This window comes from Paenibacillus phoenicis (assembly GCF_034718895.1).
Lineage (GTDB): Bacteria > Bacillota > Bacilli > Paenibacillales > Paenibacillaceae > Fontibacillus > Fontibacillus phoenicis.
Map to the genome: position 1 here is coordinate 3,510,887 of NZ_JAYERP010000001.1, position 20,990 is coordinate 3,531,876.

The 20,990-nt window shown below is 56.1% G+C and carries 20 protein-coding genes and 2 pseudogenes; 12 read left to right on the forward strand and 10 right to left on the reverse strand.

Features of this window, described 5'->3' with window-relative positions:
• The first annotated feature begins 153 nt into the window (after window positions 1-153).
• The 5 genes from U9M73_RS16660 to U9M73_RS16680 all read left to right on the forward strand — a co-directional run bounded on the left by U9M73_RS16660 (window position 154) and on the right by U9M73_RS16680 (window position 5,860).
• On the forward strand, window positions 154-1,422 hold the full coding sequence (locus tag U9M73_RS16660) for a Glu/Leu/Phe/Val family dehydrogenase (protein WP_323078128.1): 1,269 nt from the start codon (window positions 154-156) through the stop codon (window positions 1,420-1,422).
• A 3-nt stretch (window positions 1,423-1,425) separates the two neighbouring features.
• Window positions 1,426-2,829, forward strand: coding sequence for an NAD-dependent malic enzyme (locus tag U9M73_RS16665; RefSeq protein WP_323078129.1), 1,404 nt, complete (start codon window positions 1,426-1,428; stop codon window positions 2,827-2,829).
• Window positions 2,830-2,952: 123 nt separating this feature from the next.
• Window positions 2,953-3,216, forward strand: coding sequence for an S-layer homology domain-containing protein (locus U9M73_RS16670; RefSeq protein WP_323078131.1), 264 nt, complete (start codon window positions 2,953-2,955; stop codon window positions 3,214-3,216).
• A gap of 51 nt (window positions 3,217-3,267) precedes the next feature.
• Complete coding sequence (locus U9M73_RS16675; protein WP_323078133.1) at window positions 3,268-4,473, forward strand: lysophospholipid acyltransferase family protein; 1,206 nt, start codon at window positions 3,268-3,270, stop codon at window positions 4,471-4,473.
• Window positions 4,474-4,492: 19 nt separating this feature from the next.
• Entirely contained in the window at window positions 4,493-5,860 is a 1,368-nt protein-coding gene (locus tag U9M73_RS16680; protein ID WP_323078135.1) for a sodium/glutamate symporter family protein, read from the forward strand.
• A 104-nt stretch (window positions 5,861-5,964) separates the two neighbouring features.
• On the opposite strand, the gene U9M73_RS16685 is transcribed toward U9M73_RS16680, so the two are convergent.
• The 5 genes and pseudogenes from U9M73_RS16685 to U9M73_RS16700 all read right to left on the reverse strand — a co-directional run bounded on the left by U9M73_RS16685 (window position 5,965) and on the right by U9M73_RS16700 (window position 9,545).
• Window positions 5,965-6,930, reverse strand: coding sequence for an HAAS signaling domain-containing protein (locus U9M73_RS16685; protein ID WP_407673985.1), 966 nt, complete (start codon window positions 6,928-6,930; stop codon window positions 5,965-5,967).
• Window positions 6,904-7,086, reverse strand: a pseudogene (locus tag U9M73_RS22230) (PadR family transcriptional regulator); the annotation flags it as partial. The gene U9M73_RS16685 and the pseudogene U9M73_RS22230, both read right to left, overlap by 27 nt.
• Window positions 7,087-7,324: 238 nt before the next feature.
• Window positions 7,325-8,437 (reverse strand): sensor histidine kinase, encoded by a 1,113-nt coding sequence (locus U9M73_RS16690; RefSeq protein WP_323078139.1) that lies wholly within the window; start codon window positions 8,435-8,437, stop codon window positions 7,325-7,327.
• Complete coding sequence (locus U9M73_RS16695) at window positions 8,430-9,131, reverse strand: response regulator transcription factor (RefSeq protein WP_260070156.1); 702 nt, start codon at window positions 9,129-9,131, stop codon at window positions 8,430-8,432. Before U9M73_RS16695 ends, U9M73_RS16690 begins: the two co-directional genes overlap by 8 nt.
• 42 nt (window positions 9,132-9,173) lie before the next feature.
• Window positions 9,174-9,545 (reverse strand): winged helix-turn-helix transcriptional regulator, encoded by a 372-nt coding sequence (locus U9M73_RS16700; protein ID WP_009223526.1) that lies wholly within the window; start codon window positions 9,543-9,545, stop codon window positions 9,174-9,176.
• 195 nt (window positions 9,546-9,740) lie between these two features.
• On the opposite strand from U9M73_RS16700, the gene U9M73_RS16705 reads away from it, so the two are divergent.
• On the forward strand, window positions 9,741-10,955 hold the full coding sequence (locus tag U9M73_RS16705) for an MFS transporter (RefSeq protein ID WP_323078142.1): 1,215 nt from the start codon (window positions 9,741-9,743) through the stop codon (window positions 10,953-10,955).
• A gap of 54 nt (window positions 10,956-11,009) precedes the next feature.
• Window positions 11,010-11,852 (forward strand): aldo/keto reductase, encoded by an 843-nt coding sequence (locus U9M73_RS16710; RefSeq protein ID WP_260070155.1) that lies wholly within the window; start codon window positions 11,010-11,012, stop codon window positions 11,850-11,852.
• 58 nt (window positions 11,853-11,910) lie between these two features.
• Here the strand turns inward: U9M73_RS16710 and U9M73_RS16715 are convergent, their stop codons facing one another.
• Window positions 11,911-12,417, reverse strand: coding sequence for a hypothetical protein (locus tag U9M73_RS16715; protein ID WP_009223523.1), 507 nt, complete (start codon window positions 12,415-12,417; stop codon window positions 11,911-11,913).
• Between the two features lie 245 nt (window positions 12,418-12,662).
• Here U9M73_RS16715 and U9M73_RS16720 point away from each other — a divergent pair, with 245 nt between their 5' ends.
• Both U9M73_RS16720 and U9M73_RS16725 read left to right on the forward strand, forming a co-directional pair.
• Window positions 12,663-13,142 carry a DsrE/DsrF/DrsH-like family protein gene (locus U9M73_RS16720; RefSeq protein ID WP_036644137.1) on the forward strand — a complete coding sequence of 160 codons (480 nt, stop codon included), beginning with the start codon at window positions 12,663-12,665 and terminating at the stop codon, window positions 13,140-13,142.
• 137 nt (window positions 13,143-13,279) lie between these two features.
• A complete protein-coding gene (locus U9M73_RS16725; RefSeq protein ID WP_323078144.1) occupies window positions 13,280-14,830 on the forward strand; it encodes an aminotransferase class V-fold PLP-dependent enzyme in 1,551 nt (516 codons plus the stop codon).
• 136 nt (window positions 14,831-14,966) lie between these two features.
• Here U9M73_RS16725 and U9M73_RS16730 read toward each other — a convergent pair whose 3' ends face one another.
• Window positions 14,967-15,929 carry a DMT family transporter gene (locus U9M73_RS16730; RefSeq protein ID WP_260070153.1) on the reverse strand — a complete coding sequence of 321 codons (963 nt, stop codon included), beginning with the start codon at window positions 15,927-15,929 and terminating at the stop codon, window positions 14,967-14,969.
• Window positions 15,930-16,059: 130 nt separating this feature from the next.
• On the opposite strand from U9M73_RS16730, the gene U9M73_RS16735 reads away from it, so the two are divergent.
• Window positions 16,060-17,106, forward strand: a complete 1,047-nt coding sequence (locus tag U9M73_RS16735) for a hypothetical protein (RefSeq protein WP_323078145.1) — start codon at window positions 16,060-16,062, stop codon at window positions 17,104-17,106.
• A gap of 89 nt (window positions 17,107-17,195) precedes the next feature.
• Here the strand turns inward: U9M73_RS16735 and aguB are convergent, their stop codons facing one another.
• Both aguB and U9M73_RS16745 read right to left on the reverse strand, forming a co-directional pair.
• Window positions 17,196-18,074 carry an N-carbamoylputrescine amidase gene (aguB, locus tag U9M73_RS16740; protein WP_009223518.1) on the reverse strand — a complete coding sequence of 293 codons (879 nt, stop codon included), beginning with the start codon at window positions 18,072-18,074 and terminating at the stop codon, window positions 17,196-17,198.
• 29 nt (window positions 18,075-18,103) lie between these two features.
• The gene (locus U9M73_RS16745) at window positions 18,104-19,147 is read right to left on the reverse strand and encodes an agmatine deiminase family protein (RefSeq protein WP_036644135.1); all 1,044 of its coding nucleotides are present in this window, start codon (window positions 19,145-19,147) and stop codon (window positions 18,104-18,106) included.
• Window positions 19,148-19,624: 477 nt separating this feature from the next.
• On the opposite strand from U9M73_RS16745, the pseudogene U9M73_RS16750 reads away from it, so the two are divergent.
• Together U9M73_RS16750 and U9M73_RS16755 are read left to right on the forward strand one after the other, a co-directional pair.
• Window positions 19,625-20,056: pseudogene (locus U9M73_RS16750) on the forward strand (helix-turn-helix domain-containing protein); the annotation flags it as partial.
• Window positions 20,057-20,118: 62 nt separating this feature from the next.
• Window positions 20,119-20,343, forward strand: coding sequence for a hypothetical protein (locus tag U9M73_RS16755; protein WP_232282221.1), 225 nt, complete (start codon window positions 20,119-20,121; stop codon window positions 20,341-20,343).
• Window positions 20,344-20,351: 8 nt separating this feature from the next.
• Here the strand turns inward: U9M73_RS16755 and pcp are convergent, their stop codons facing one another.
• Window positions 20,352-20,960: a pyroglutamyl-peptidase I gene (gene pcp, locus U9M73_RS16760; protein WP_009223515.1), complete on the reverse strand. Its 609-nt coding sequence runs from the start codon at window positions 20,958-20,960 to the stop codon at window positions 20,352-20,354.
• Window positions 20,961-20,990: the final 30 nt, after the last annotated feature.

The window sequence follows — 20,990 nt, forward strand, 5'->3', positions numbered from 1 at the left end:
GCAATAAGGTTTGTGGCAAGCGTTAGAGCTGCGGCAGCAACGTTAGAGCTACAGAAGCAAGCGTTAGAGCTACAGAAGCAAGCGTTAGAGCTGCGGCGGCGAACTTAGCAAACTTCAAATATTTCTCCAATACGGACGGAAGAAGGGTAACCCATGATTATGAACGGGAAACGAACACTTTCGGAAAATATGGACGTTTTGACCAGCACCCAACAGGTCATTCGCATGGCGCTCCAGACGATGAACGAGCCGCCGGCGATGTTTGACCTGCTCAAGGAGCCGCTGCGGATGCTGACCGTACGGATTCCGGTGAAGATGGACGACGGCTCGGTCCAGGTCTTTACCGGTTACCGCGCTCAGCACAATGACGCGGTCGGGCCGACCAAAGGCGGCGTGCGGTTCCACCCCGACGTGACGGCGGAGGAAGTGAAGGCCTTGTCGATGTGGATGAGCATCAAATGCGGCATCGTGTCGCTGCCCTACGGCGGCGGTAAAGGCGGAATCGCCTGCGACCCGCGGACGATGTCGATGCGCGAGCTGGAAGCCTTAAGCCGCGGGTACGTCCGGGCGATCAGCCAATTGGTTGGGCCGACCAAGGATATCCCGGCGCCTGACGTGTACACCAATTCGCAGGTGATGGCCTGGATGATGGACGAGTACAGCCGGATCCGCGAATTCGATTCGCCCAGCTTCATCACCGGCAAACCGCTGGTGCTCGGCGGCTCCTACGGACGGGAATCGTCGACAGCCCTTGGCGTCACGATCGTGCTGAAGGAGGCCGCAAAGATGGCCGGCATGGCGGTGGAAGGCTCGCGGGTCATCATCCAAGGCTTTGGCAATGCCGGCAGCTACCTGGCGAAGTTTCTGCATGACGCCGGGGCCATCATCGTTGGCATTGCGGATGCGCGCGGCGCGCTGTACGATCCAAACGGGCTCGATATCCTCGAGCTGTTGGATCGGCGGGATTCTTTTGGCGCGGTGACCCACCTCTACTCCAACCGGATCACAAATCAGGAACTGCTTGTGAAGGAATGCGATATCCTCGTGCCGGCTGCGATCGAAAACCAACTCACCGAGGAAAACGCGCCGCACATCCAAGCTAAGCTGATCGTCGAAGCGGCCAACGGTCCAACGACGTATGCAGCAACGGAAATTTTGTCCAAGCGCGGGGTTCTGATTGTGCCGGATGTCCTAGCGAGTGCGGGCGGCGTGGTCGTATCCTATTTTGAGTGGGTGCAAAACAATCAGGGTTACTACTGGCCGCTGGAGGAAGTGAACGCGAAGCTGGAGCAGCTGTTGGTGGACGCTTTTCACAAGGTTTATCAGACTTCGGTGACACGCCGGGTGAACATGCGTCTTGCCGCATATATCGTGGGGCTGAAGCGAATGACCGAGGCGGTAAAATGGCGGGGGTGGATTTAAGTTATGGCACGTACGTTAATTATTATCCGATTGGAGCTCGACCATAAGAAGGCCAGCTTCGGCGATGTCGCTGCTGCGGTGAGCGGTGCCGGAGGCGACATTACGTCGATCGACGTGATCTCCTCGGCTAAAGGATCTTCGGTACGCGACATTACCGTCGATACGGGCGACCAAGACGAAACGGCGTTCGTCAAGGCGCTTCGCAAGCTGCATGGTGTCCGGCTGATCAACGTCTCCGATCGCACGTTTCTCATGCATCTCGGCGGTAAAATCGCCATCGAGCCAACGATGCCAATTCGCAACCGCGACGATCTGTCGCAGGTGTATACGCCAGGGGTCGCCAAAATCTGCACGGCGATCCACGAAAGTCGAAACAAGGCGTTTTCGCTGACGATTAAACGCAACACTGTGGCGGTCATCACGGACGGAACCGCCGTGTTGGGGCTTGGCAATATCGGTCCGTACGCCGCGGCGCCGGTGATGGAAGGCAAGGCGATGCTGTTTAAGCAGCTGGCCGGGGTTGATGCTTTTCCGCTCTGCCTGGATACGAGCGATACGGAAGAAATCATTCGTACCGTTAAAGCGATCAGTCCGATTTTTGGCGGCATCAATCTGGAGGACATCAGCTCCCCCCGGTGCTTCGAAATTGAGCAGCGGCTGGCGGAGGAACTGGACATCCCGGTCTTCCATGACGATCAGCACGGAACAGCGGTGGTCGTGATCGCCGGGTTAATTAACGCGCTGAAGGTCGTCGGCAAATCGATGTCCGAGGTGCGGGTCGTGGTAAGCGGTGTTGGGGCAGCGGGTGTCTCCATTTGCAAAATGCTGCTGTCCGCAGGCGTAACTAAGCTTGTGCCGGTGGACAAGGAGGGAGCGATTGTCCGCGGTGGAACGTACAGCCACCCGATGTGGCAGTGGCTCGCGGAGCAGCCGCAGGTGGAAAGTCAGCCCGGCTCGCTGCAAGATGTCCTGCCTGGTGCTGACGTGTTCATCGGCGTCTCTGCGGGGAATCTGCTGACCGGTGAACATTTGCGGACGATGAACGAGCAGCCGATCGTGTTTGCCCTCGCCAACCCGCACCCGGAGGTTGATCCGGAGGTAGGGCTGGCTCACGCAGCTGTCTTCGCGACCGGCCGAAGCGACTATCCGAACCAGATCAACAACGTGCTTGTGTTCCCCGGCGTCTTCCGCGGCGCGCTCGATTGTCGGGCCCGCGTGGTCAACGAAGCGATGAAGCTGGCCGCAGCACAAGCTATCGCCTCCGCCGTTACTGACGAGGAGCGGAACGAGCAGTATATCATCCCGAGTATTTTTAATGATCAGGTCGTCCCGCTCGTGCGCAAAGCCGTCATCAACGCGGCCATTGCCACCGGTGTGTCCCGGCGCATTCCGCCGGATTTCCGGTGACGCCGCGTAAGTGGATACCTCATCCTGCTATACTTCCCTTTTGGCCCTTCTGTCTTTGGCAGCAAGGGCTTTATTATGTTCCCAAATCAATAGTTCAAAATTTGATTGCATGCAGCAACTCAAATGTCGGACATTGACGGTTCCTATGCGAAAGATGCCATTATGGAGCTGGTCAACAAGGGGATCATTAACGGAAAAGGAGACGGAAAATTTGAGATTGCCGATTATGCCTTCCAGTGGGTGAGGAGCGGCGTCTCCCCGTCGAATTTATTGATTCCGAGCCTCTTGAAGGCTAATCTTTCAAAGCCCCACCCCAAGAACGGCCCCCTGGCCGTTCTTTTTTTCTACACCAACAAGTTCCCGCCAACGAATTTATCCAAAATATGATATAACAATATTAATGTGTTTTTTGAAATTAATCCTTCAGGATGTGACTCTGTGAGCATTGAGAAAAAACCGGGAAAAATCGCGCAGCGGCTCGTGTTGTCGGCCCTACGCGCATTCCTCCAAAGCCGTTCCCAGATCAAGGTGGAGCGCAACGATACCGTGGGCTTGAAGCCGCCGTATCTGATTTTGGCGAACCATGTAACCAACTGGGACCCGTTCTATATCAACTGTTACGTGGACGAGCCGATCAGCTTCGTGACCGGAGCTTCCCTGTTCCGGAACACGTTGCTGGCCAAGCTGCTGAATTACACCGGGGCAATCCCCAAAATGAAAAATAAAAACGATACGCGGACGATCCGCAGCATGATCAAAGCCAAGCAGAGCGGACGCGTCATCGGTCTCTTCCCGGAAGGGAACCGGAACTGGGACGGGACGACCGAGCCGTTGTTCTATTCCACGGCCAAGCTGGTGAAGTTGCTGGATGTTCCGGTGGTCATCGCCACCATTTCCGGCGCTCATCTGTCCTCTCCCCGTTGGGCGGAGAACCATCGCAGGGGACCCATTCACCTCTCCTTCGAGAAAAAATGGGACGCTGGCGCATTCGCCAACCATACCCCAGATGAGATCCATCACCTGCTGACGGAGGCGTTGGCGCATGACGATGCAGAGTGGCAATCCCAAACCGGGGCTGCCTATTACGGTAAAGCCCCGGCGCATTACCTGGAGCGCCTGCTGTTTATCTGCCCGCACTGCGAAGTACCAGGCCGCCTCCGCTCCGAACAAGACTTGTTCGGCTGCACGGCCTGCGGCTATACCGTTCGCTACACGCCGCAGGGCAAATTCGCGCAGTTTACCCATCCGCTGCGCTTCTCGACTACGCGGGACTGGAATCGCTGGCAGCTGGAACGGCTGAATCAAGTAATACAAGAACCGGAACAGCTCACCTCCTGGGAATCCGTCATGCAGGATCCCGTGCATATGTATGTGTCGGAAGGAGAGCAGCCCTTTCAATCGCTGGGAACGGGACAACTGCGCTGGAACGCTGATCACGAAGATTCCCTTACGTTTCAAGGGGATAACGGACAGCCGTATTCCTTCCCATTTACCGAGTTGGAGGGGATCAACGTACAGCTTCACCACAAGTTTGAATTTTATGTCGGCGATAAGCTGTATCGGTTCCTGTTTTACCAACCGCGAACCTCGGCTTACAAATGGCTCAAATTTATGACCGCGCTGGAACAGCGTGCACTCCGGTAGAAAATAGGAGGTTCTCCCTTTGGATAATTCATGGTCTTTCGTGATCGACTTTACGCTGCTTTCGCTGCTGATGGTCGTATCGGCCGTCCTCAAGGCGCGCATTCCACTGTTGCGCAAAATCATCGTCCCCACCTCCATGGTCGCCGGCATCCTCGGATTGATCGTGGGTCCGGAGCTGCTCGGGTGGCTGAATTTCAACCTCGATCGTCTGGGGCAACTGGTCTACCATCTGATGGCGATCGGATTCATTGCCCTCTCCCTCAAAGAACGGGAGGTGTCCAACAGCCCGGCGGTCATGAAATCTGGGATGCTCATCGTCTCGACGTACCTTATCCAAGGGCTGGTGGGATTTGGTCTGCTCCTGATCCTGACGGAGCTTTTCTATCCCGACATGTTCCCAGGCATCGGCTTGCTGCTCCCTCTCGGGTATGGACAAGGTCCGGGACAAGCCTATTCGATCGGCAGCCGTTGGGAGGCTTTGGGGCTTGAAGGCGGCGGGAACCTCGGCCTAACCATTGCCGGGTTCGGCTTCATCTGGGCCGTGATTCCCGGAATCATTCTGATGAACTTCCTGATCCGCCATCCGAAATTTAAACAGGCGGCATCCCGCCCACTCAAAGAACGCACCGAGGTCACGGAAAAATCAGAAGAAGGCGAAATTCCGCTCAGTGACGCGATCGACAAGCTGACCTACCAAATCGCGCTGATCGGCTTTATTTACCTGGTCACTTACTTGACGTTACGTGGACTGGAGGCGGTGCTGACTCCACTCGGGACCTATGGGGAAACATTGGCCCAACTGCTGATTGGCTTCCACTTCCTCATCGGCAGCCTGTACGCCATGTTGTTCCGGTGGATCCTCAACCGTTGGAAGCAAGCGGGCTTCCAGTTGGAGCATTCCCCGAACAACTACCTGTTGCAGCGGATCTCCGGATTTTCCTTCGATTACATGATCGCCGCCTCGATCGCTGCGATCTCGATCTACGCGTTGAAGCAATACTTGACGCCGGTACTCATCCTAACGACAGTCGGCGGGTTAGTAACGGTATGGTTTATAGTTTGGTTAGTGCCGCGGGTGTTGCCGGAGGACAAATTGCCAAACGTTCTCGGTTTTTACGGGATGCTGACCGGAACGATTTCTACCGGGCTTGCGCTCGTCAAAGCCGTCGATTCGAAATTTCAGTCGAATACGACGGACAACTTGGTCATGGGCAGCGCGTCCGCAATTATGTTCGGATTTCCACTGTTGCTGATTTTGAACATCCCCATCGTCGGGTATCTGCAAAATCAACCGGTGATGTACCTGTACACCTTTGGCGCCCTATTCCTGTATTTCGCGATTCTGACGGGCTTGCTGCTGTACCGGTCCCGGAAAACGACCGCCTAAGTGAGCTTCTAAACGAAAATCCCCACCCTCTTTCACCAAGAGAGTGGGGATTTTTTGACGATTGTTTATTTTGCCGGTTTGGAAAGGTTAGCTTTCTGGAACCCTTAGTAACTGTCCAAGGCTGCGAACAACATGTAAGCAAACAACACCACCCACATGATCCATCCGGAGTTGAAGCCGGAAACTCCCAATCCGAAAATATCCTCCAACTTCGCGATAAAACCGGGGGACAGCAGCTCTGCATTTCCGATGATGGTGCCGAACACCACCAACGAAAGGACGTGGTTGGCCACGTTCAGGAACGCGATCTTCACGTTCCATTGGGCAACGATCCATTTGTAGATCGCCAGAGCAACATCCAGCGCAAGAACCACCGCGATAAACGGCCAATACGAAAGCAGTACCTCCTGATTAAAGATCGGAGTCGTCATTTCTATGCCGTTTCGGCCTTTCTCATATACGCCAATCAACCGATCTGCGTTAAAATAGACGCTTCCCCATATCGCCCTCCACATGAGGCTGGCGAATACCTCGCTTTTCTTGATCACTTTCTTCGCAGAGACATATCGGGTATCCTTCAAATCATCCGGCGTCCAAGCTTTGAACTTGCCGTTCAGCGGCAGTTCATTGCCGGTTCCCGTCCGTTCCAGAATGACAAACGCCAGGATAATCCAAAATACGGTCTGCACCCCCGTGCTAAACACCGTCCCGATAGCTTTGCTGAGCAGGACCGCCGCGGCCTCCGCCGGAACGACTTCACCAGAATACGTAATGATTTGGTTGGCAATCAGCGAAAGGAGGGTAATTACGACCACGATCGGGACAATCATTTTCAAGACCTGAACATAAGTTTCATAGAAGCGAGGCCCGATCAAAAACGTTGGTTGGTCCCGATACTGAGCGGCCAACACGGCCGGATCGCCCAATTGAGTCAGCGCCTCCTTCACTTCGGCTTCGCTGGGTTCCTCCGCCAGCATATCCTCAATCGTGGAGCGCAGCTCCAGCGCGATGTCCTCCCGGCTCCGTTCCGGCAGCCGGTGAGTAAGTTCCTGCTTCTCCAGCCGGCGCAGCAGCGGATACAATGTGCTTTGATCAATGGTGATCCCGGATTGATCCAGCCGTTGAACGAGCGAATACCCGTATTGCGGCGTTCGCAACTGGCTTAGCACCGCCAAGGTCAACGTTCCGCGACGGAGCTCCGTGATCAAGGAAATTATTTTTCGTATACTGTGTGTCGTCTCCCCAAGGGGTCCTTCTCGCGCCTCTTTGCATGATTATCCCTTTCGTTCAGCGGAAAAATGAGGAGATCAAGGGAGGGCAAGATAAGGTTACCTGGTGACTGGTAATGAGATGCGCACTTTCTGAGGCAACGGGATAATCATCAAGGGAAGGCGGCTGGCATAGGTGCCCTACGGAGGCCCTAACGACAAAAAATCCCGCCTCACAACGAGACAGGATTTCAACTCATAAGTTTCTAAGCTTTGGCAACCTCACTTCAAACTCGGTCCGAATCAGATCGCTTTGCACCGAGATGGTGCCTTCGTGCTGCTCCACGATATTTTTGGCGATAAACAGGCCAAGACCGGTGCTGCCTTCCTGATACGTACGCGCACGATCGCCGGTGAAGAACATATCAAACACATGCGGCAGCTCGTCCGGCGGAATGGAGTCCCCGTAGTTGGTCACGCGCACGACAACCTCTTCCCCGTCCATCTTCCCATGGACGTCAACGTACTCCCCGTCTTTGCCGTAACGAACGGCATTGGACAGCAAGTTCTCAAAGACGCGGGCAAGCAGATCGCCATCGCCGGAGATCATCAGCTGCGGTTCGGTTTTTAGGCGAACGGTCAGCTCATTTTTTTCAAACACGGGGTACATCTCTTCGGTTAATTGACTCAGCAGCTCGCTCAAATCAAGCGGCCGGCGATGGATGTTCAGCTTACCGTAATTCATTCGCGTAACTTCGAACAACTCGTCGATCAGCTTCTCCAGACGCTGCGATTTGGTGTAGGCGATCGTGGTGTAATGCTTCATCTGCTCGGCGGTGAGGTCTTTCCCTTGCAGGATGAAATCCAGATATCCAATCACAGAAGTTAGCGGGGTCCGAAGATCATGGGCCAGGTTCAGCACAAGTTGCTCCTTGCTGTTCTCGGCAAAGTCGCCCCGTTCCACGGCTTGCTGCAGCTTCTCGCTGGCCAAATTGATGTCCCGTGCAATCTCTCCGAACTCGTCGCCGGAAGGAATATGAACCCGATGGGTGAAGTCTCCTCCCGCCAGTTGATTGATTCCCCGGGAAATTTCCCGGAAATACGCGACATAACGCCGAGTCAGCAAATAGAAGTATAAGAACGAGAGCGGGATAAAGATAATTAGAAACACGTTGATGTCACCGATCTCACGCATCATCCGGCGGACGTTATACAACGGGTCTTCACGCAGCAGCGTATGATAATACTCCCGCAGCGCCAGATAAGTCAGAAAGGTTGTCCCTGCAGACAATATCATGCTCAGCCCGAACAACCGGATCATTTGGAAGCGAAAGCTGCGAAATTTCGGTTTGTCGGTGTGATTATCCATTGAACGTGTACCCTACTCCCCAGACGGTTTTGATCAGCTTGTTCTTGTGCCGGTCTTCCCCCAGCTTCTTGCGCAAGCTTCGGATATGCACCATGACCGTATTCCCGCCTTCATAATAAGCCTCGCCCCAGACCTTCTCAAAAATATGCTCCGAACTGAACACCTTCTTCGGATGATTGGCCAGCAGGACCAAGATATCAAACTCTTTCGGCGTCAGCTCTACCGGTTCGCCGTAGAGGAACACTGTCCGGTGCTCGGGATGGATCACAAGCCCTCCGGCCTCCAGCACCGGCTCATCCGGGGGACCGGCAACCGACGGGTTCAGCTGGATAAAGCGCCGCAGTTGGGCGTTCACCCGGGCCACCAGCTCCATCGGATTAAACGGCTTCGTCATATAATCGTCCGCCCCGCGTACCAGGCCGGTGATTTTATCCAGATCGGTTGCTTTTGCACTTAAGAAAATGATCGGCAGATGGTGCTTCTCCCGGATTTGCCGGGTCACTTCATACCCATCGATCTTCGGCATCATAATGTCCAAGATCGCAAGATCCACGGATTGCGTCTGGATGACATCCAGCGCCTCCTGCCCGTTGGACGCTTTGATGCAGCGGTATCCTTCCCGGGCCAGGTGCAGCTCGATCAAGTCGGCGATTTCCGGCTCATCGTCCGCAATCAATACCGTGATAGGTTTCATCGATCATCGCTCCTTTTCATGGACAGCATAACCGAAGAGACCTTACGATTTCAAATGTTCATTCAGCACGTTCTCTTCCAGAACATCATAGCTGCCATACACCTTGTGGATATGCTGCTCTCCCCAGGCGCACAGCGCATCCAAAATTCCCCGTAAGCTCTCCCCGTATTCGCTTAGCTCATACTCGACCCGAGGCGGGACCTCCTGGTAGACGATCCGGCGAATAACGCCGTCGGCCTCCAGTTCGCGAAGCTGTTGGGTCAACATTTTCTGAGTGATGTCGGGCATCAGGCGTTTTAATTCACTGGTTCGTTTCCGACCGTGCGTCAAGTGGCACAGGATCACGCATTTCCACTTCCCGCCTATCACCTCAAGCGTCGCTTCTACGGAGATATTATATTTCTTCTCTTTCATTGAGATTGCTCCTTCTTTTTAATAGGCACAAAAAAGTACCTACATTACTTTTAGGTTCCTATATTACTTCAAAGTGCGTACTTCTCAAAAACTACCCTATCTCCCATAATAGCATTTGTCGCTCGCTTCTGCATCATTCCCCGGCAGATCAGCGGCGACCTGCAAACCATTATCTTTTGGGAGGTAGATTGACTCATGAATCATCAAAGAAGCACCTTGGCGCTGCTCGCCTTGGCCATTAGTGCCTTTGCCATCGGGACAACCGAATTTATCAGCGTCGGTCTGCTGCCTTTGATCGCCGAGGACCTGCACATTTCTACGACCACCGCAGGGCTGACGGTTTCCTTATATGCGTTAGGCGTCACTTTTGGAGCACCGGTACTCACGTCGCTAACCGCACGAATGTCGCGCAAAACACTGCTGCTGTGGATCATGGTCGTCTTCATGATCGGCAATGCCTTGGCTGCGGCGGCAACTAGCATTGTCATGCTGCTCGCGGCAAGGGTGATCTCTGCTTTTTCACACGGCGTGTTTATGTCGATCGGTTCAACGATTGCCGCTGACTTAGTGCCGGAACACCGCCGGGCCAGCGCGATTTCCATCATGTTCACCGGCTTGACCGTTGCGACGGTCACCGGCGTGCCGCTTGGCACCTTCATCGGTCAACAGCTCGGCTGGCGCGCCGCCTTTATCCTGATCGTCGTCGTGGGGCTCATTGGCTTTATCTCCAACAGCCTGCTGGTGCCATCCGGCTTGCGGAAAGGGGGGCGAACCGCGTTCCGTGACCAGGTGAAGCTGGTGACGAACGGACGGCTGCTGCTATTGTTCCTGATCACGGCCCTCGGGTATGGAGGCACCTTTGTCGTTTATACCTACTTATCGCCGATCCTTCTTGAAATTACAGGCTTCAAGGAAAGCGCGGTCGCCGTCATCTTGCTGGTCTACGGCATCGCGATTGCCATCGGCAACATGGTGGGCGGCAAGTTGTCCAATCGTCAGCCAATTCGGGCCTTGTTCTATATGTTTATCGTACAGGCGCTGATCCTGCTGGCCTTGCTGTTCACGGCTCCGTTCAAAGTCGCCGGCTTGGTGACCATTTTCCTCATGGGACTGCTGGCCTTCATGAACGTTCCGGGGCTGCAGGTTTACGTCGTGATGCTGGCAGAGCGGTTTGTCCCGTCCGCCGTCGACGTGGCCTCCGCGATCAACATCGCGGCCTTTAACGCCGGGATTGCCCTGGGGTCTTACCTGGGCGGGGTCATCACCGATTCGTTGGGTCTGATCCATACCTCGTGGATTGGCGCACTGATGGTCGCAGCTGCCGTACTTCTCACGGGCTGGAGCCGTGCTCTGGAAAGAAAAGACCGGCAGGAGACGATCATTTCACAACCATCGCTTCAACATAACTAATCATCTATTTCATCACCAAACTCAACTTCAAAGTTCATAGGAGGCTATTTTGATATGATTACCCATTTGCAAGATACCACCACCCTGCACAACGGAGTGAAGATGCCTTGGTTTGGCCTTGGCGTATTCAAGGTCGAGGAAGGACAGGAGCTGGTAGACGCGGTGAAGTTCGCAATTACCCACGGCTACCGCAGCATCGATACCGCAGCAATCTACGCGAATGAAAAAGGCGTCGGACAAGGCATCCGCGAAGGCTTGCAGGAAGCCGGTATCCCGCGTGAAGCGCTGTTTGTCACTTCGAAGGTATGGAACGCCGACCTCGGATACGAAGAGACGCTCGCTGCTTATGAAACCAGCCTGCAGAAGCTGGGACTAGACTATCTGGACCTGTATCTGATTCACTGGCCCGTCGCCGGTAAATATAAAGAAGCTTGGCGTGCGTTAGAAACGCTCTACCAAGCCGGAAAGGTCAAGGCGATCGGCGTCAGCAACTTCCAAGTTCACCATCTGAAGGACTTGATGGAAGACGCGGAAATCGTGCCGATGGTCAATCAGGTCGAATACCATCCTCGTCTGACGCAGCAGGAAGTGCAAGCCTTCTGCCGCGAACACGGCATTCAAATGGAGGCATGGTCCCCGCTCATGCAAGGGCAACTGCTGGATCATCCTGTGTTACAAGAGCTTGCCCGTAAATATGGAAAATCGGTCGCCCAAATCATCCTTCGCTGGGATTTACAGAACGGCGTGGTAACGATTCCGAAATCGACCAAGCCGGATCGGATTGCCGAGAACGCAGACGTGTTTAATTTCGCGTTGACGGAAGAGGATATGGCACGGATCAGCGCGCTTAACGAGAACCTTCGCGTGGGTCCGGACCCCGACAACTTTGATTTCTAAGCCTACCAAAAAAGAGCAGATACCGTGGATCCGCTGGATCCTTCGGGTCTGCTCTTTGTCAGCTGTAGGGACCGATTTCGATGTAATGATGCTCGGTCTCATAGGTGAGACTCTTGTATTTTCCATTCTCTTTGATCGAAAATTCGGCGACCGCATATATTTCATACGTTCCGATCCGATCGATCCGGGTCTCGAAAAACTCGTTAATATCCGTTTCTCCCCCCATGCTGCGAACCACCGCACTGTCCACCTGGGTGATCGTGTTCACCCGGTTGCCCAAGCTGTCCACGATCAGGTAATGGAACACCCGAGGGCGACTCATCAGCTCATATTCGGTTTTGGACAAATTATGCAGGCTGGCGATTAACGTAAAGGTCTCGTCTATCCCAGCACGCTTCGGAACAGACAACTCTACGGTAAAAGGACCTTCCGCATCCTGCGCTGGATCTTCGGGTACGGCCGGTCTCAGCTTATTGATCGCTTTGTTCACCGGATCGAAGGTGCCGCATCCGACAAGCAGGAGCGCCAATAGCATCACGGTCAAACCTAACGCGTATTTCCTCAATCCGCATCACCTCAAAATGTAAGACGACATCCCGCCTGTTTTGTTGCAGAAGGACGTTCTTAAATCATAAAGAAAGGGTACCCTAAAGGCACCCATGAAATCAAGGACCCTCGGTCAGCCCGCGGATGAACGCGCATGGACAACCGCCATTTTTGAGCGATTTGTGAACCGAGGATAGGCTGCCTTCCCGGAACCATACTAATACCAGCTTTATCCAAATCATCAACGATGGAGGCTGGACCGTAATGGCGCAAAAAAGAATGAATCTGCTGATGTTCAGCGGGGATTACGACAAAGCAATGGCCGGGCTGATTCTGGCGAACAGCGCGCGGGATATCGGTGTGGAGGTGACGATGTTTTTTGCCTTCTGGGGCCTGTTTCTCGTGCGCGATCCGGAGAAGATGACGCTGGAGGACAAAACGCTGTATGAGAAGCTGATGACTTGGATGACCCCCAAAGGGCCGGACGAGCTGCCGCTCTCCAAAATGAATTACAGCGGGCTGGGCAAATGGATGTTGGATGAGATGATCGAGGACCAGGAGGCCCCCCGTCTGATCCACTTTCTCAAAGGAGCCCGCAAGAAAAACATCAAGTTCTACGGCTGCAAGCTGTCGGTGGAGATTATGGGCTTTAAGCCGGAGGAATTCCTCCCGGAGGTGGAGATCATCGATGCCCAAACGTACCTGCGCGATGCCTTGGAATCGGATATTCAGCTGTTTATCTGAAGACGAAGCCTACGTAAGGCGCGCCGCTGTCCGCTTTGTGGAGGTTTTCTGAACTTTCCCCCGCAGCCCTAACCCCCCTAGGCGAATGCACATAACCTAAAGCGTTATTACAGTAACCTAACAGGGGGAGACTTGGTTTGCTGGAGATAGAGGAATTGGAATTTGAGGTTTACCGGAAAAATACGATCGGCTACCGCCATCCTTTTGTTACGCCGTACGGGACGCAAACGTTGCTCTATGCCGATTGGGCCGCCAGCGGCCGCCTATATCGGCCGATTGAACAGAAGCTAGCCCAGGAGATCGGCCCGCTGGCGGGCAATCCCCACACCGCCGCCAGCTTGACCGGCACGGCCATGACCGCCGCTTATGAGGAGGCGAAGCGGATCATCAAGCACCATGTCCACGCCGGCCCCAACGACATCCTGTTATTCGAGGGAACGGGGATGACGGGGGCGGTGAACAAGCTGCAGCGCCTGCTTGGATTAAAGGTCCCCGCCGCTTGGCGGGCAGCTTACCGGAGCGGAATGGCCGAACGGGAGCGGCCGGTTGTTTTCATCACGCATATGGAGCATCACTCCAACCACATCTCCTGGGCGGAAACGATCGGCGAGGTCGTCTGCCTCCCGCCGGGGGCCGACGGCCGCGTGGATCCGGCTTGGCTGGACTTCCTGCTCCGCCGCTACCGGGAGCGCCGCGTCAAAATCGGCGCGTTTACCGCCTGCTCCAATGTGACCGGCTTCGTGACGCCAATTCATGAGCTCGCGCGGGTGATGCATCGGCACGGCGGCATCTGCGTGGCGGATTACTCCGCCAGCGCCCCTTACGTCCCGATCAATATGCATCCGCCGGGAGCGCCGGAGGAGCGGCTTGACGCCATCCTCTTCTCCCCGCATAAGTTTCTGGGCGGCCCCGGCACGAGCGGGGTGCTGGTGATGAATGCGGGGCTCAGCGCGGGGGCGTCGCCGGACCGCCCGGGCGGCGGCACGGTGTCCTGGACCAGCCCGTGGGGCTTAGTCCAGTATCTATCCGACGCCGAATCACGGGAGGATGGCGGGACGCCGGGGGTGATGCAGGCGGCACGCACGGCGCTATGCCTGCGGCTCAAAGAGAAGATGGGCGCAGGCCGCCTGCTCCGCCGGGAACGGGAGCTAACCGACCGGTTGCTGTCGGAGCTGGAAACCGTCCCAGGGCTGACCATCCTGGGCGGGCCTAGCCGCGAGCGTCTGGGGATCGTCTCGTTCACCCTGGATCAGGTTCACTATAACCTGGCCGTCAAGCTGCTGAACGACCACTTTGGCATCCAGGCCCGCGGCGGCTGCTCCTGCGCGGGAACGTATGGCCATTATCTGCTGGGCATCGATCAGGCTACCTCGCAACGGATCGCCCGCCGAATCGCTAGCGGCGATTTCACCGCAAAACCTGGCTGGATCCGGATCTCCCTGCATCCGATCATGACGGCCGACGAGGTCGCCTTTATCGGATACGCGCTCCGTCAGGTGGCCGCCCGAGGCCAAGATTGGGCTAGAGATTACAGCTACGATCCCCGAACCAATGAGTGGTCCCATCGGCGCGGAGAACCGCGGATCAACCTCGACGAATGGTTTCGCTTGCCGGATCCCAGCGCCAAGGGCAAGGGAATCCTTGCAGATGAACCCCGCCAAACGATAGCGGAACTTCACATCCCCTAAGCCAAGGCGATTCAGAAGATGTTCAACTTGGCGGAACAGGTCCTTGGGGTATTCGGCTCCTTGCGCGACCAGTTCCAACACCGTTTGCTCAACGCAGCCAAGACCGTTCACCACATGCAGCATCGCTTCTCCTCCTTCATAAAGATCGCGGTACATCAGGGATGCTTGCTGCATCCGGGTCGGAGACCACCGGCAGCTCCTGGCGTTTGGCCTCCTGCCCGGCACTGCCCGAGCCGCTTCGGTTCGCCAAGTACACCCCGCCGAGGATGAACACCAGCCCGACCAGCAAGCGCCAGCTCACCGGCTCGTTCAGCAGCGTGAACCCCCAAATAATCGCGCTCGCCGGAACGAGATACGTGACGGTGGTGGCGAATTGCGGGGTTCCTTTTTGGACCATAAAGTAGAACAAAATATACGCCACCCCCGAGCCAAACACGCCCAGCCCGATCACCGCGCCAAGCGTAGGGAGCTTAGCCAGCGGGGCCAGCGAGTCCCGCTCGGCGATCAGCGCCATAAGACCGCTGCCGCCCATCGCGCTGATCAAGGTGCCGAAGGTCACCTGATACATCGACAACCCGCCGGACAGGCGCTTGGACAGGTGCGTGCCGACGGCATAACACAACGTTGCCGCCAGCATGCAGGCGAACCCAAGCATGTCTACCGAGGCAAGCGAAGTTGGGCTGACGCCTACAAGTACGAGCAAGCCGAGGAAAGCGATTCCCATCCCGGCCCACTGCATCCGGCTCGTGGCAACGCGAAAGAAGATGACGCCTACCACCAGAGTCCACAGCGGAGTCGTGGCGTTGAGCACCGACGCCAGGCTGCTCGTCAGCCGCGTCTCGCTGAAGCCGATCAACGCCCACGGAATCGCCGTGTTGATCAGCGCCATGATGACCATCGCCAGCCAAGGAATCGAGCGGAACCCAAACGGCTTGCGCAAGACGAGCATGACGCCCGTAATCGTTGCCAGCCCGAAGGCAGATCGCAGGAACGCTACGGTCCAGGGGCCGAAGTCGGGCAGCAGGATTTTGATGAAGAAAAACGAACCGCCCCAAATTAAACTAAGCATAATTAAGGCAAAATACAGCGTACGTCCCACTCTTATCCCTTCTTTCTAGGATCTCTCGGGCATATCTAATAACGTAACCCGGATCTCTAATGATCTTGATTGTATCACGAGGATGCCTCGATGTTCATCGAAGCATGCCTGCAAATTTGAGGAGGTATGGATGAAAGTCGAGGAAGCTCGAAAGGCTGCCGCCCGATGGGTCGACCAACATGCCAGCCGGGAAGCCGGTTTCCTAGGTGCTTACTTCAGCGGCTCCACGGTGGGATTACCGGGAGAAGCAGATCTGCCGGAAAGCTCCGACATCGATCTGATCGTTGTAACTCAGCCGACAGAGCCTCCGCCGAAACTGGGAAAATTCCGTTACGAGCAAGCATTACTTGAAGCAACCTACCTGTCCTGGAGCCAGCTGGCATCGGCGGAAGCGGTACTATCAGATTATCATCTGGCCGGGAGCTTCCGGACGGATACGATCATCGCCGACCCTACGGGGCGGCTACGCCGGCTGCAAGCGGAAGTGGCCCCCCGCTTCGCCGAGAAGCCTTGGGTCCTGCGGCGCTGCAAGCATGCGCACGATCGGATCGAACGCGGGCTCCGCAGCATCGATCCCGAGGCGCCGCGGCAGGACCAAGTCTTAGGATGGTTGTTCCCAACCGGGGTGACAACCCATGTGCTGCTGACCGCGGCCCTTCGCAACCCCACCATACGGCTTCGTTACCTAGCGGCCCGCGAGGTGCTCGAGGCGTATGGGCATAGCGAGACCTATGCCGAACTGCTGCCGCTCCTGGGTTGCTCACAGCTCACCGCCCAAAGGACGGAGGAGCATTTGAAGGCGCTGGAGCGTACGTATGACACGGCGGCAGCGCGGGTTGCCACGCCGTTCCCCTTCTTAAGCGACATCACACCCGGCGCGCGTTCGGTCGCCATTGACGGCAGCCGCGAGCTGATTGAGCGCGGTCGCCATCAAGAGGCGGTGTTCTGGATCACCGCCACGTTTGCGCGTTGCCATAAGATTCTGGCAGCAGATGCCCCGGAGATCGGGGAGCAGCTTGCCCAGGATTTCCTTGCCTTGCTGACCGACCTGGGCGTCGGAACAACGGAGGCGTTGTTTCAACGAGCGGACGAGGTGCTCCGCTATTTGCCCCGCCTCATGACCGTTGCGCAGGCCATCGTGGACGCCAACCCCGCTATCAAACCCGGCTCGACTTGACTCGCCGGGCCCGCCGCATCAGCACAAAGCCCCCAATCACAAAGTACGATGCAATTGGGGGCTATCTCATCTAGCGTTGCTTATGTGGTTTAGTCGATGCGAAGCTCGCCGTCGTAAGAGGTAATGATTTTGTAGAGGTCCGGCCGGCGGTCGCGGAAAATCCCCCACTCAATACGCTGGATCTCCAGCTGATCGAGGTCAAATTCCGCTACCAGCACCGTCTCCTCTGTACGGTTAGCTTCTGCAACTTTGTTGCCCTGCGGCCCGGCGATAAAGGACGAGCCATAGAACGTGATGCTCGAATCCTCGTCGGACTCAACGCCAACGCGGTTCGAGGCGATCACCGGCACCAGGTTGGAAGCGGCATGTCCAAGCATGCACATCTGCCAGTGATCCTTGGAGTCGATCGAGCTGTCCTGCGGCTCCGAACCAATCGCCGTCGGATAGAACAGCAGCTCGGCGCCCATCAGCGCCATGCAGCGGGCCGCTTCCGGATACCACTGATCCCAGCAGACGCCAACGCCGATTTTGGCATAACGCGTCTTCCACACTTTAAACCCGGTGTCTCCCGGATTAAAATAAAATTTCTCCTCATACCCCGGGCCGTCCGGGATATGGCTTTTGCGGTAAAGGCCAAGCACTTCGCCGTCCGCGTCAATCACCGCCAGCGAGTTGTAGCGTGCGTTGTTTTTTTTCTCATAGAAGCTGATCGGCAGAACCACTTCCAGCTCCTTGGCGACCTTGCGGAAGTGCTGAATCGCGGCATTCTCCTCCAGTTCAGTTGCGTAGACGTAGTAGTCAGACTTTTCTTTTTGGCAAAAATACGGCGTTTCAAACAGCTCCTGCAACAAAATAATTTGCGCCCCCTGCCGGGCCGCTTCCCGGACCAGTCGATCCGCCTTTGCGATATTTTCTTCTTTATTGGATGAACAGCTCATTTGCGTAGCCGCAACTTTTACGTTTCTCATGTCGTTGGTCGAACCTCCTTCATTCTCGTTTATGCGCGTCTTGCCGCCATTTGCTGCGTTGTGCAGTGGACGTTGCCGCCTTCACGGATGATCGCCATCCCGTCGACGGTGCGGATCTTGCGATCCGGGAAGGTGTCGCTCAGCACCTGAATGGCCTTGCGGTCGGTTGCCTCCGCTGCGCCGCCAAAGATCGGCAAGATGATGCCGCCATTGACGAAATAGAAATTCAAATAGCTCAGCGTCAGCCGGCTATCCTCATAAAAAGCCTTCGGCGGCTGCGGGATCGGGATGATCTCCAGCTTGCGGCCTTGGGCGTCCGTTGCTGCGCTGAGGATGGCGATATTTTCCTGGGTGATGGCATAGTTCTCGTCGCTTGGATCATCGCATACCTGCAAAATGACCTTACCCGGTGCGGCGAAGCAGGCCACGTTGTCAATGTGACCGTCCGTTTCATCCCCGTCTAGACCGCGTTTCAACCAGATGATTTGGTCGACGTTAACATAGTTTTTCACAGCGGCCTCAATTTCTTCCCGGCTCAGCTGCGGATTCCGGTTCTCGTTTAACAAGCACTCCTCGGTCGTCAGCAGCGTACCTTCCCCGTCCGTATGGATGGATCCGCCCTCCAGCACCAGCGGGGCATCAAACCGCTTGACGTTCAGGGCTTCCAGAATTTGCGGCGCTACCGCATCGTCCAGATCCCATGGCGAATATTTGCCGCCCCAAGCGTTAAAGCGCCAGTTGACCCCGGCCAGCTCGCCTTCCGGATTCACGAGGAACGTCGGGCCGTTGTCACGCAGCCAGGCGTCGTTATGCTCGATCGGCATAAAAGAGATCCGTTCCGTGTTCGGATCCTGCGCAAAGCGAGCCTTCACCTGAGGTAAATCGTTCGGATTCACAACCACGGTGATCGGTTCAAACTCAGCAATCGCCGTAATAAATTCGGCATATCCGTCGCATACCTCGGCATACCGATCCGGATAGACCATCGACGCCTGCACCGGCCAGGAGATGAAAGTACGTTCATGCGGCGCCCATTCGGCCGGCATTTTATAGTTCAAATCTTTTGGATACATCGTTTCCTCCACTAAAAAATAATTTATCGTTTTCGAGCTAAATCCGGGACTGTCCTCATCGCTGCTTCTCCATGAGATGCCCCCATGGGTGCTGCTTCCCATGCCCTAACGCGGATGAGAAACGCTATTGGACGGATTTTCGCGTTGTTCAATTTCTAACGATGCTGTGGATCGCTATTTTCATCAAACCGCTTGATTCCGGCTCGAAAAATCGGATTTAAGCGCGGTGAGCAGCGTTAAAATGGTATCTCAGCGATTTGAGCCGACTTAAGCGCTGCGGCAAGCGTTAGACTTGCGGATTACCCTGAAATTCTAGCGCGTTCACCCAATTTACCATGATATCATATAACAAATTTTCCGCGCCTACAAATGGAAGTGTTGTCCGAAAAATCAATGCCTGATTTTCGGCGACATCGTCTCGTCGCAAGCGCTATAATGGGGGCATCAATCAACACGTCAAGGAGGCTTTCGTCCCGCATGATTCCCGCTGAGCGAAAAGAAGAATATTATCAAGCGTTGCTGGAGAAAAACTCGGAGTATGAAGGAGTCTTTTACGTCGGCGTTAAAACGACCGGCGTCTTCTGCCGCCCGTTGTCCCATCCAAACCACGTGTCTGATTGGCTCCGCATGCTGGTGGAAGCTGTAGAAGCGAATCCGGAGAAGCGCTGGAGGGACGAGGATTTTCGGCAGCTCTCCGTCGATGCGTCCACAGCGCGCCGCCAATTCAAGAAGCGCTTCGGCATGACCTTCGTGGAATACGCCCGTGCCCGGCGCATGGGACTAGCCCTGGGGAACATTCGCGCTGGCCGGCCGGTCATCGATGCTCAGCTCTCCACGGGATATGAATCGAGCAGCGGCTTCCGGGATGCGTTCTCCCGCATGATGGGGGCTGCGCCAACCCGCCTGGGTGGTACCACAGAAGCCAACGCGATGGGCGAGGCTTGATCCACCGCGGCAAGGAGGTCGTGATCGTGGTGAACGACCAAGTTGTCAAGCTGCCCCGCGGCCAGCAAAGCGCCGCCGCCACGCAGGTGGCCAGCGGCGGCGGACGATATAGCACGGGCGGCACCAACTCCGCCATCAGCAGCCCCGGGACGCGCCAGCAGCACGCCGTCGGCGGCGGCAGCGGCAGCGTGGCTGCGAACAAGTACGGTCGCGGACGCCATAAGAAACACGGCCGTAAACGCAGAGGGTGATCTAAACGTTACTCCCCCAACACTTCGATCGCCCGTTCCAAGCCGATAACCAGCTGTTCCAGCGACATGCTGGGGGCGCCGGGATGCCGTTCCGCTTGCTCCGGCAGGTAAGGGACATGGATGAACCCGCCGCGGATTGACTTCCCGCTGACGGCGAGGTGGTGCATCAGCCCGTAAAAAAGGTGGTTGCACACGAAGGTACCGGCCGAAAGCGAAAGCGACGCGGGAATCCCCTCGCCCCGTAGACGGTCGACCATGCGCTTGACCGGCAGCGTGGTCCAATAAGCCGCCGGGCCCACTGGCACGACCGGCTCGTCAACCGGCTGGTATCCGGCATTGTCGGCGATGTTGGCGTCGTTTAAGTTGACGGCGATCCGTTCGAACGAAATCCCCTCTCGGCCGCCGGCCTGTCCCAACGCGATTACCACCTCGGGTTCGTATTGCTGGATGGCGGTCAGCAGTCGCTCGGTGGATTGTCCGAACACTGTGGGCAGCTCCAGACCTACAATCTCAAAGGAGCCGATCACACGGCCCTGCAGCCGGCGCACCGCTTCAACCGCCGGATTGACGGGTTCGCCGCCAAAGGGTTCGAAGCCGGTAAGCAATAATTTTTTCATTGGATCTTCCTCTCCCTCTTGATAACCGAT

What these genes read in the sequence shown, in the direction of transcription:
- U9M73_RS16660 (WP_323078128.1), top strand. Translation starts at nt 154, where the DNA reads ATGATTATGAACGGGAAACGAACACTTTCGGAAAATATGGACGTTTTG.
- U9M73_RS16665 (WP_323078129.1), top strand. Translation starts at nt 1,426, where the DNA reads ATGGCACGTACGTTAATTATTATCCGATTGGAGCTCGACCATAAGAAG.
- U9M73_RS16670 (WP_323078131.1), top strand. Translation starts at nt 2,953, where the DNA reads ATGTCGGACATTGACGGTTCCTATGCGAAAGATGCCATTATGGAGCTG.
- U9M73_RS16690 (WP_323078139.1), bottom strand. Translation starts at nt 8,437, where the DNA reads ATGGATAATCACACCGACAAACCGAAATTTCGCAGCTTTCGCTTCCAA.
- U9M73_RS16695 (WP_260070156.1), bottom strand. Translation starts at nt 9,131, where the DNA reads ATGAAACCTATCACGGTATTGATTGCGGACGATGAGCCGGAAATCGCC.
- U9M73_RS16700 (WP_009223526.1), bottom strand. Translation starts at nt 9,545, where the DNA reads ATGAAAGAGAAGAAATATAATATCTCCGTAGAAGCGACGCTTGAGGTG.
- U9M73_RS16705 (WP_323078142.1), top strand. Translation starts at nt 9,741, where the DNA reads ATGAATCATCAAAGAAGCACCTTGGCGCTGCTCGCCTTGGCCATTAGT.
- U9M73_RS16710 (WP_260070155.1), top strand. Translation starts at nt 11,010, where the DNA reads ATGATTACCCATTTGCAAGATACCACCACCCTGCACAACGGAGTGAAG.
- U9M73_RS16720 (WP_036644137.1), top strand. Translation starts at nt 12,663, where the DNA reads ATGGCGCAAAAAAGAATGAATCTGCTGATGTTCAGCGGGGATTACGAC.
- U9M73_RS16735 (WP_323078145.1), top strand. Translation starts at nt 16,060, where the DNA reads ATGAAAGTCGAGGAAGCTCGAAAGGCTGCCGCCCGATGGGTCGACCAA.
- aguB (WP_009223518.1), bottom strand. Translation starts at nt 18,074, where the DNA reads ATGAGAAACGTAAAAGTTGCGGCTACGCAAATGAGCTGTTCATCCAAT.
- U9M73_RS16745 (WP_036644135.1), bottom strand. Translation starts at nt 19,147, where the DNA reads ATGTATCCAAAAGATTTGAACTATAAAATGCCGGCCGAATGGGCGCCG.
- pcp (WP_009223515.1), bottom strand. Translation starts at nt 20,960, where the DNA reads ATGAAAAAATTATTGCTTACCGGCTTCGAACCCTTTGGCGGCGAACCC.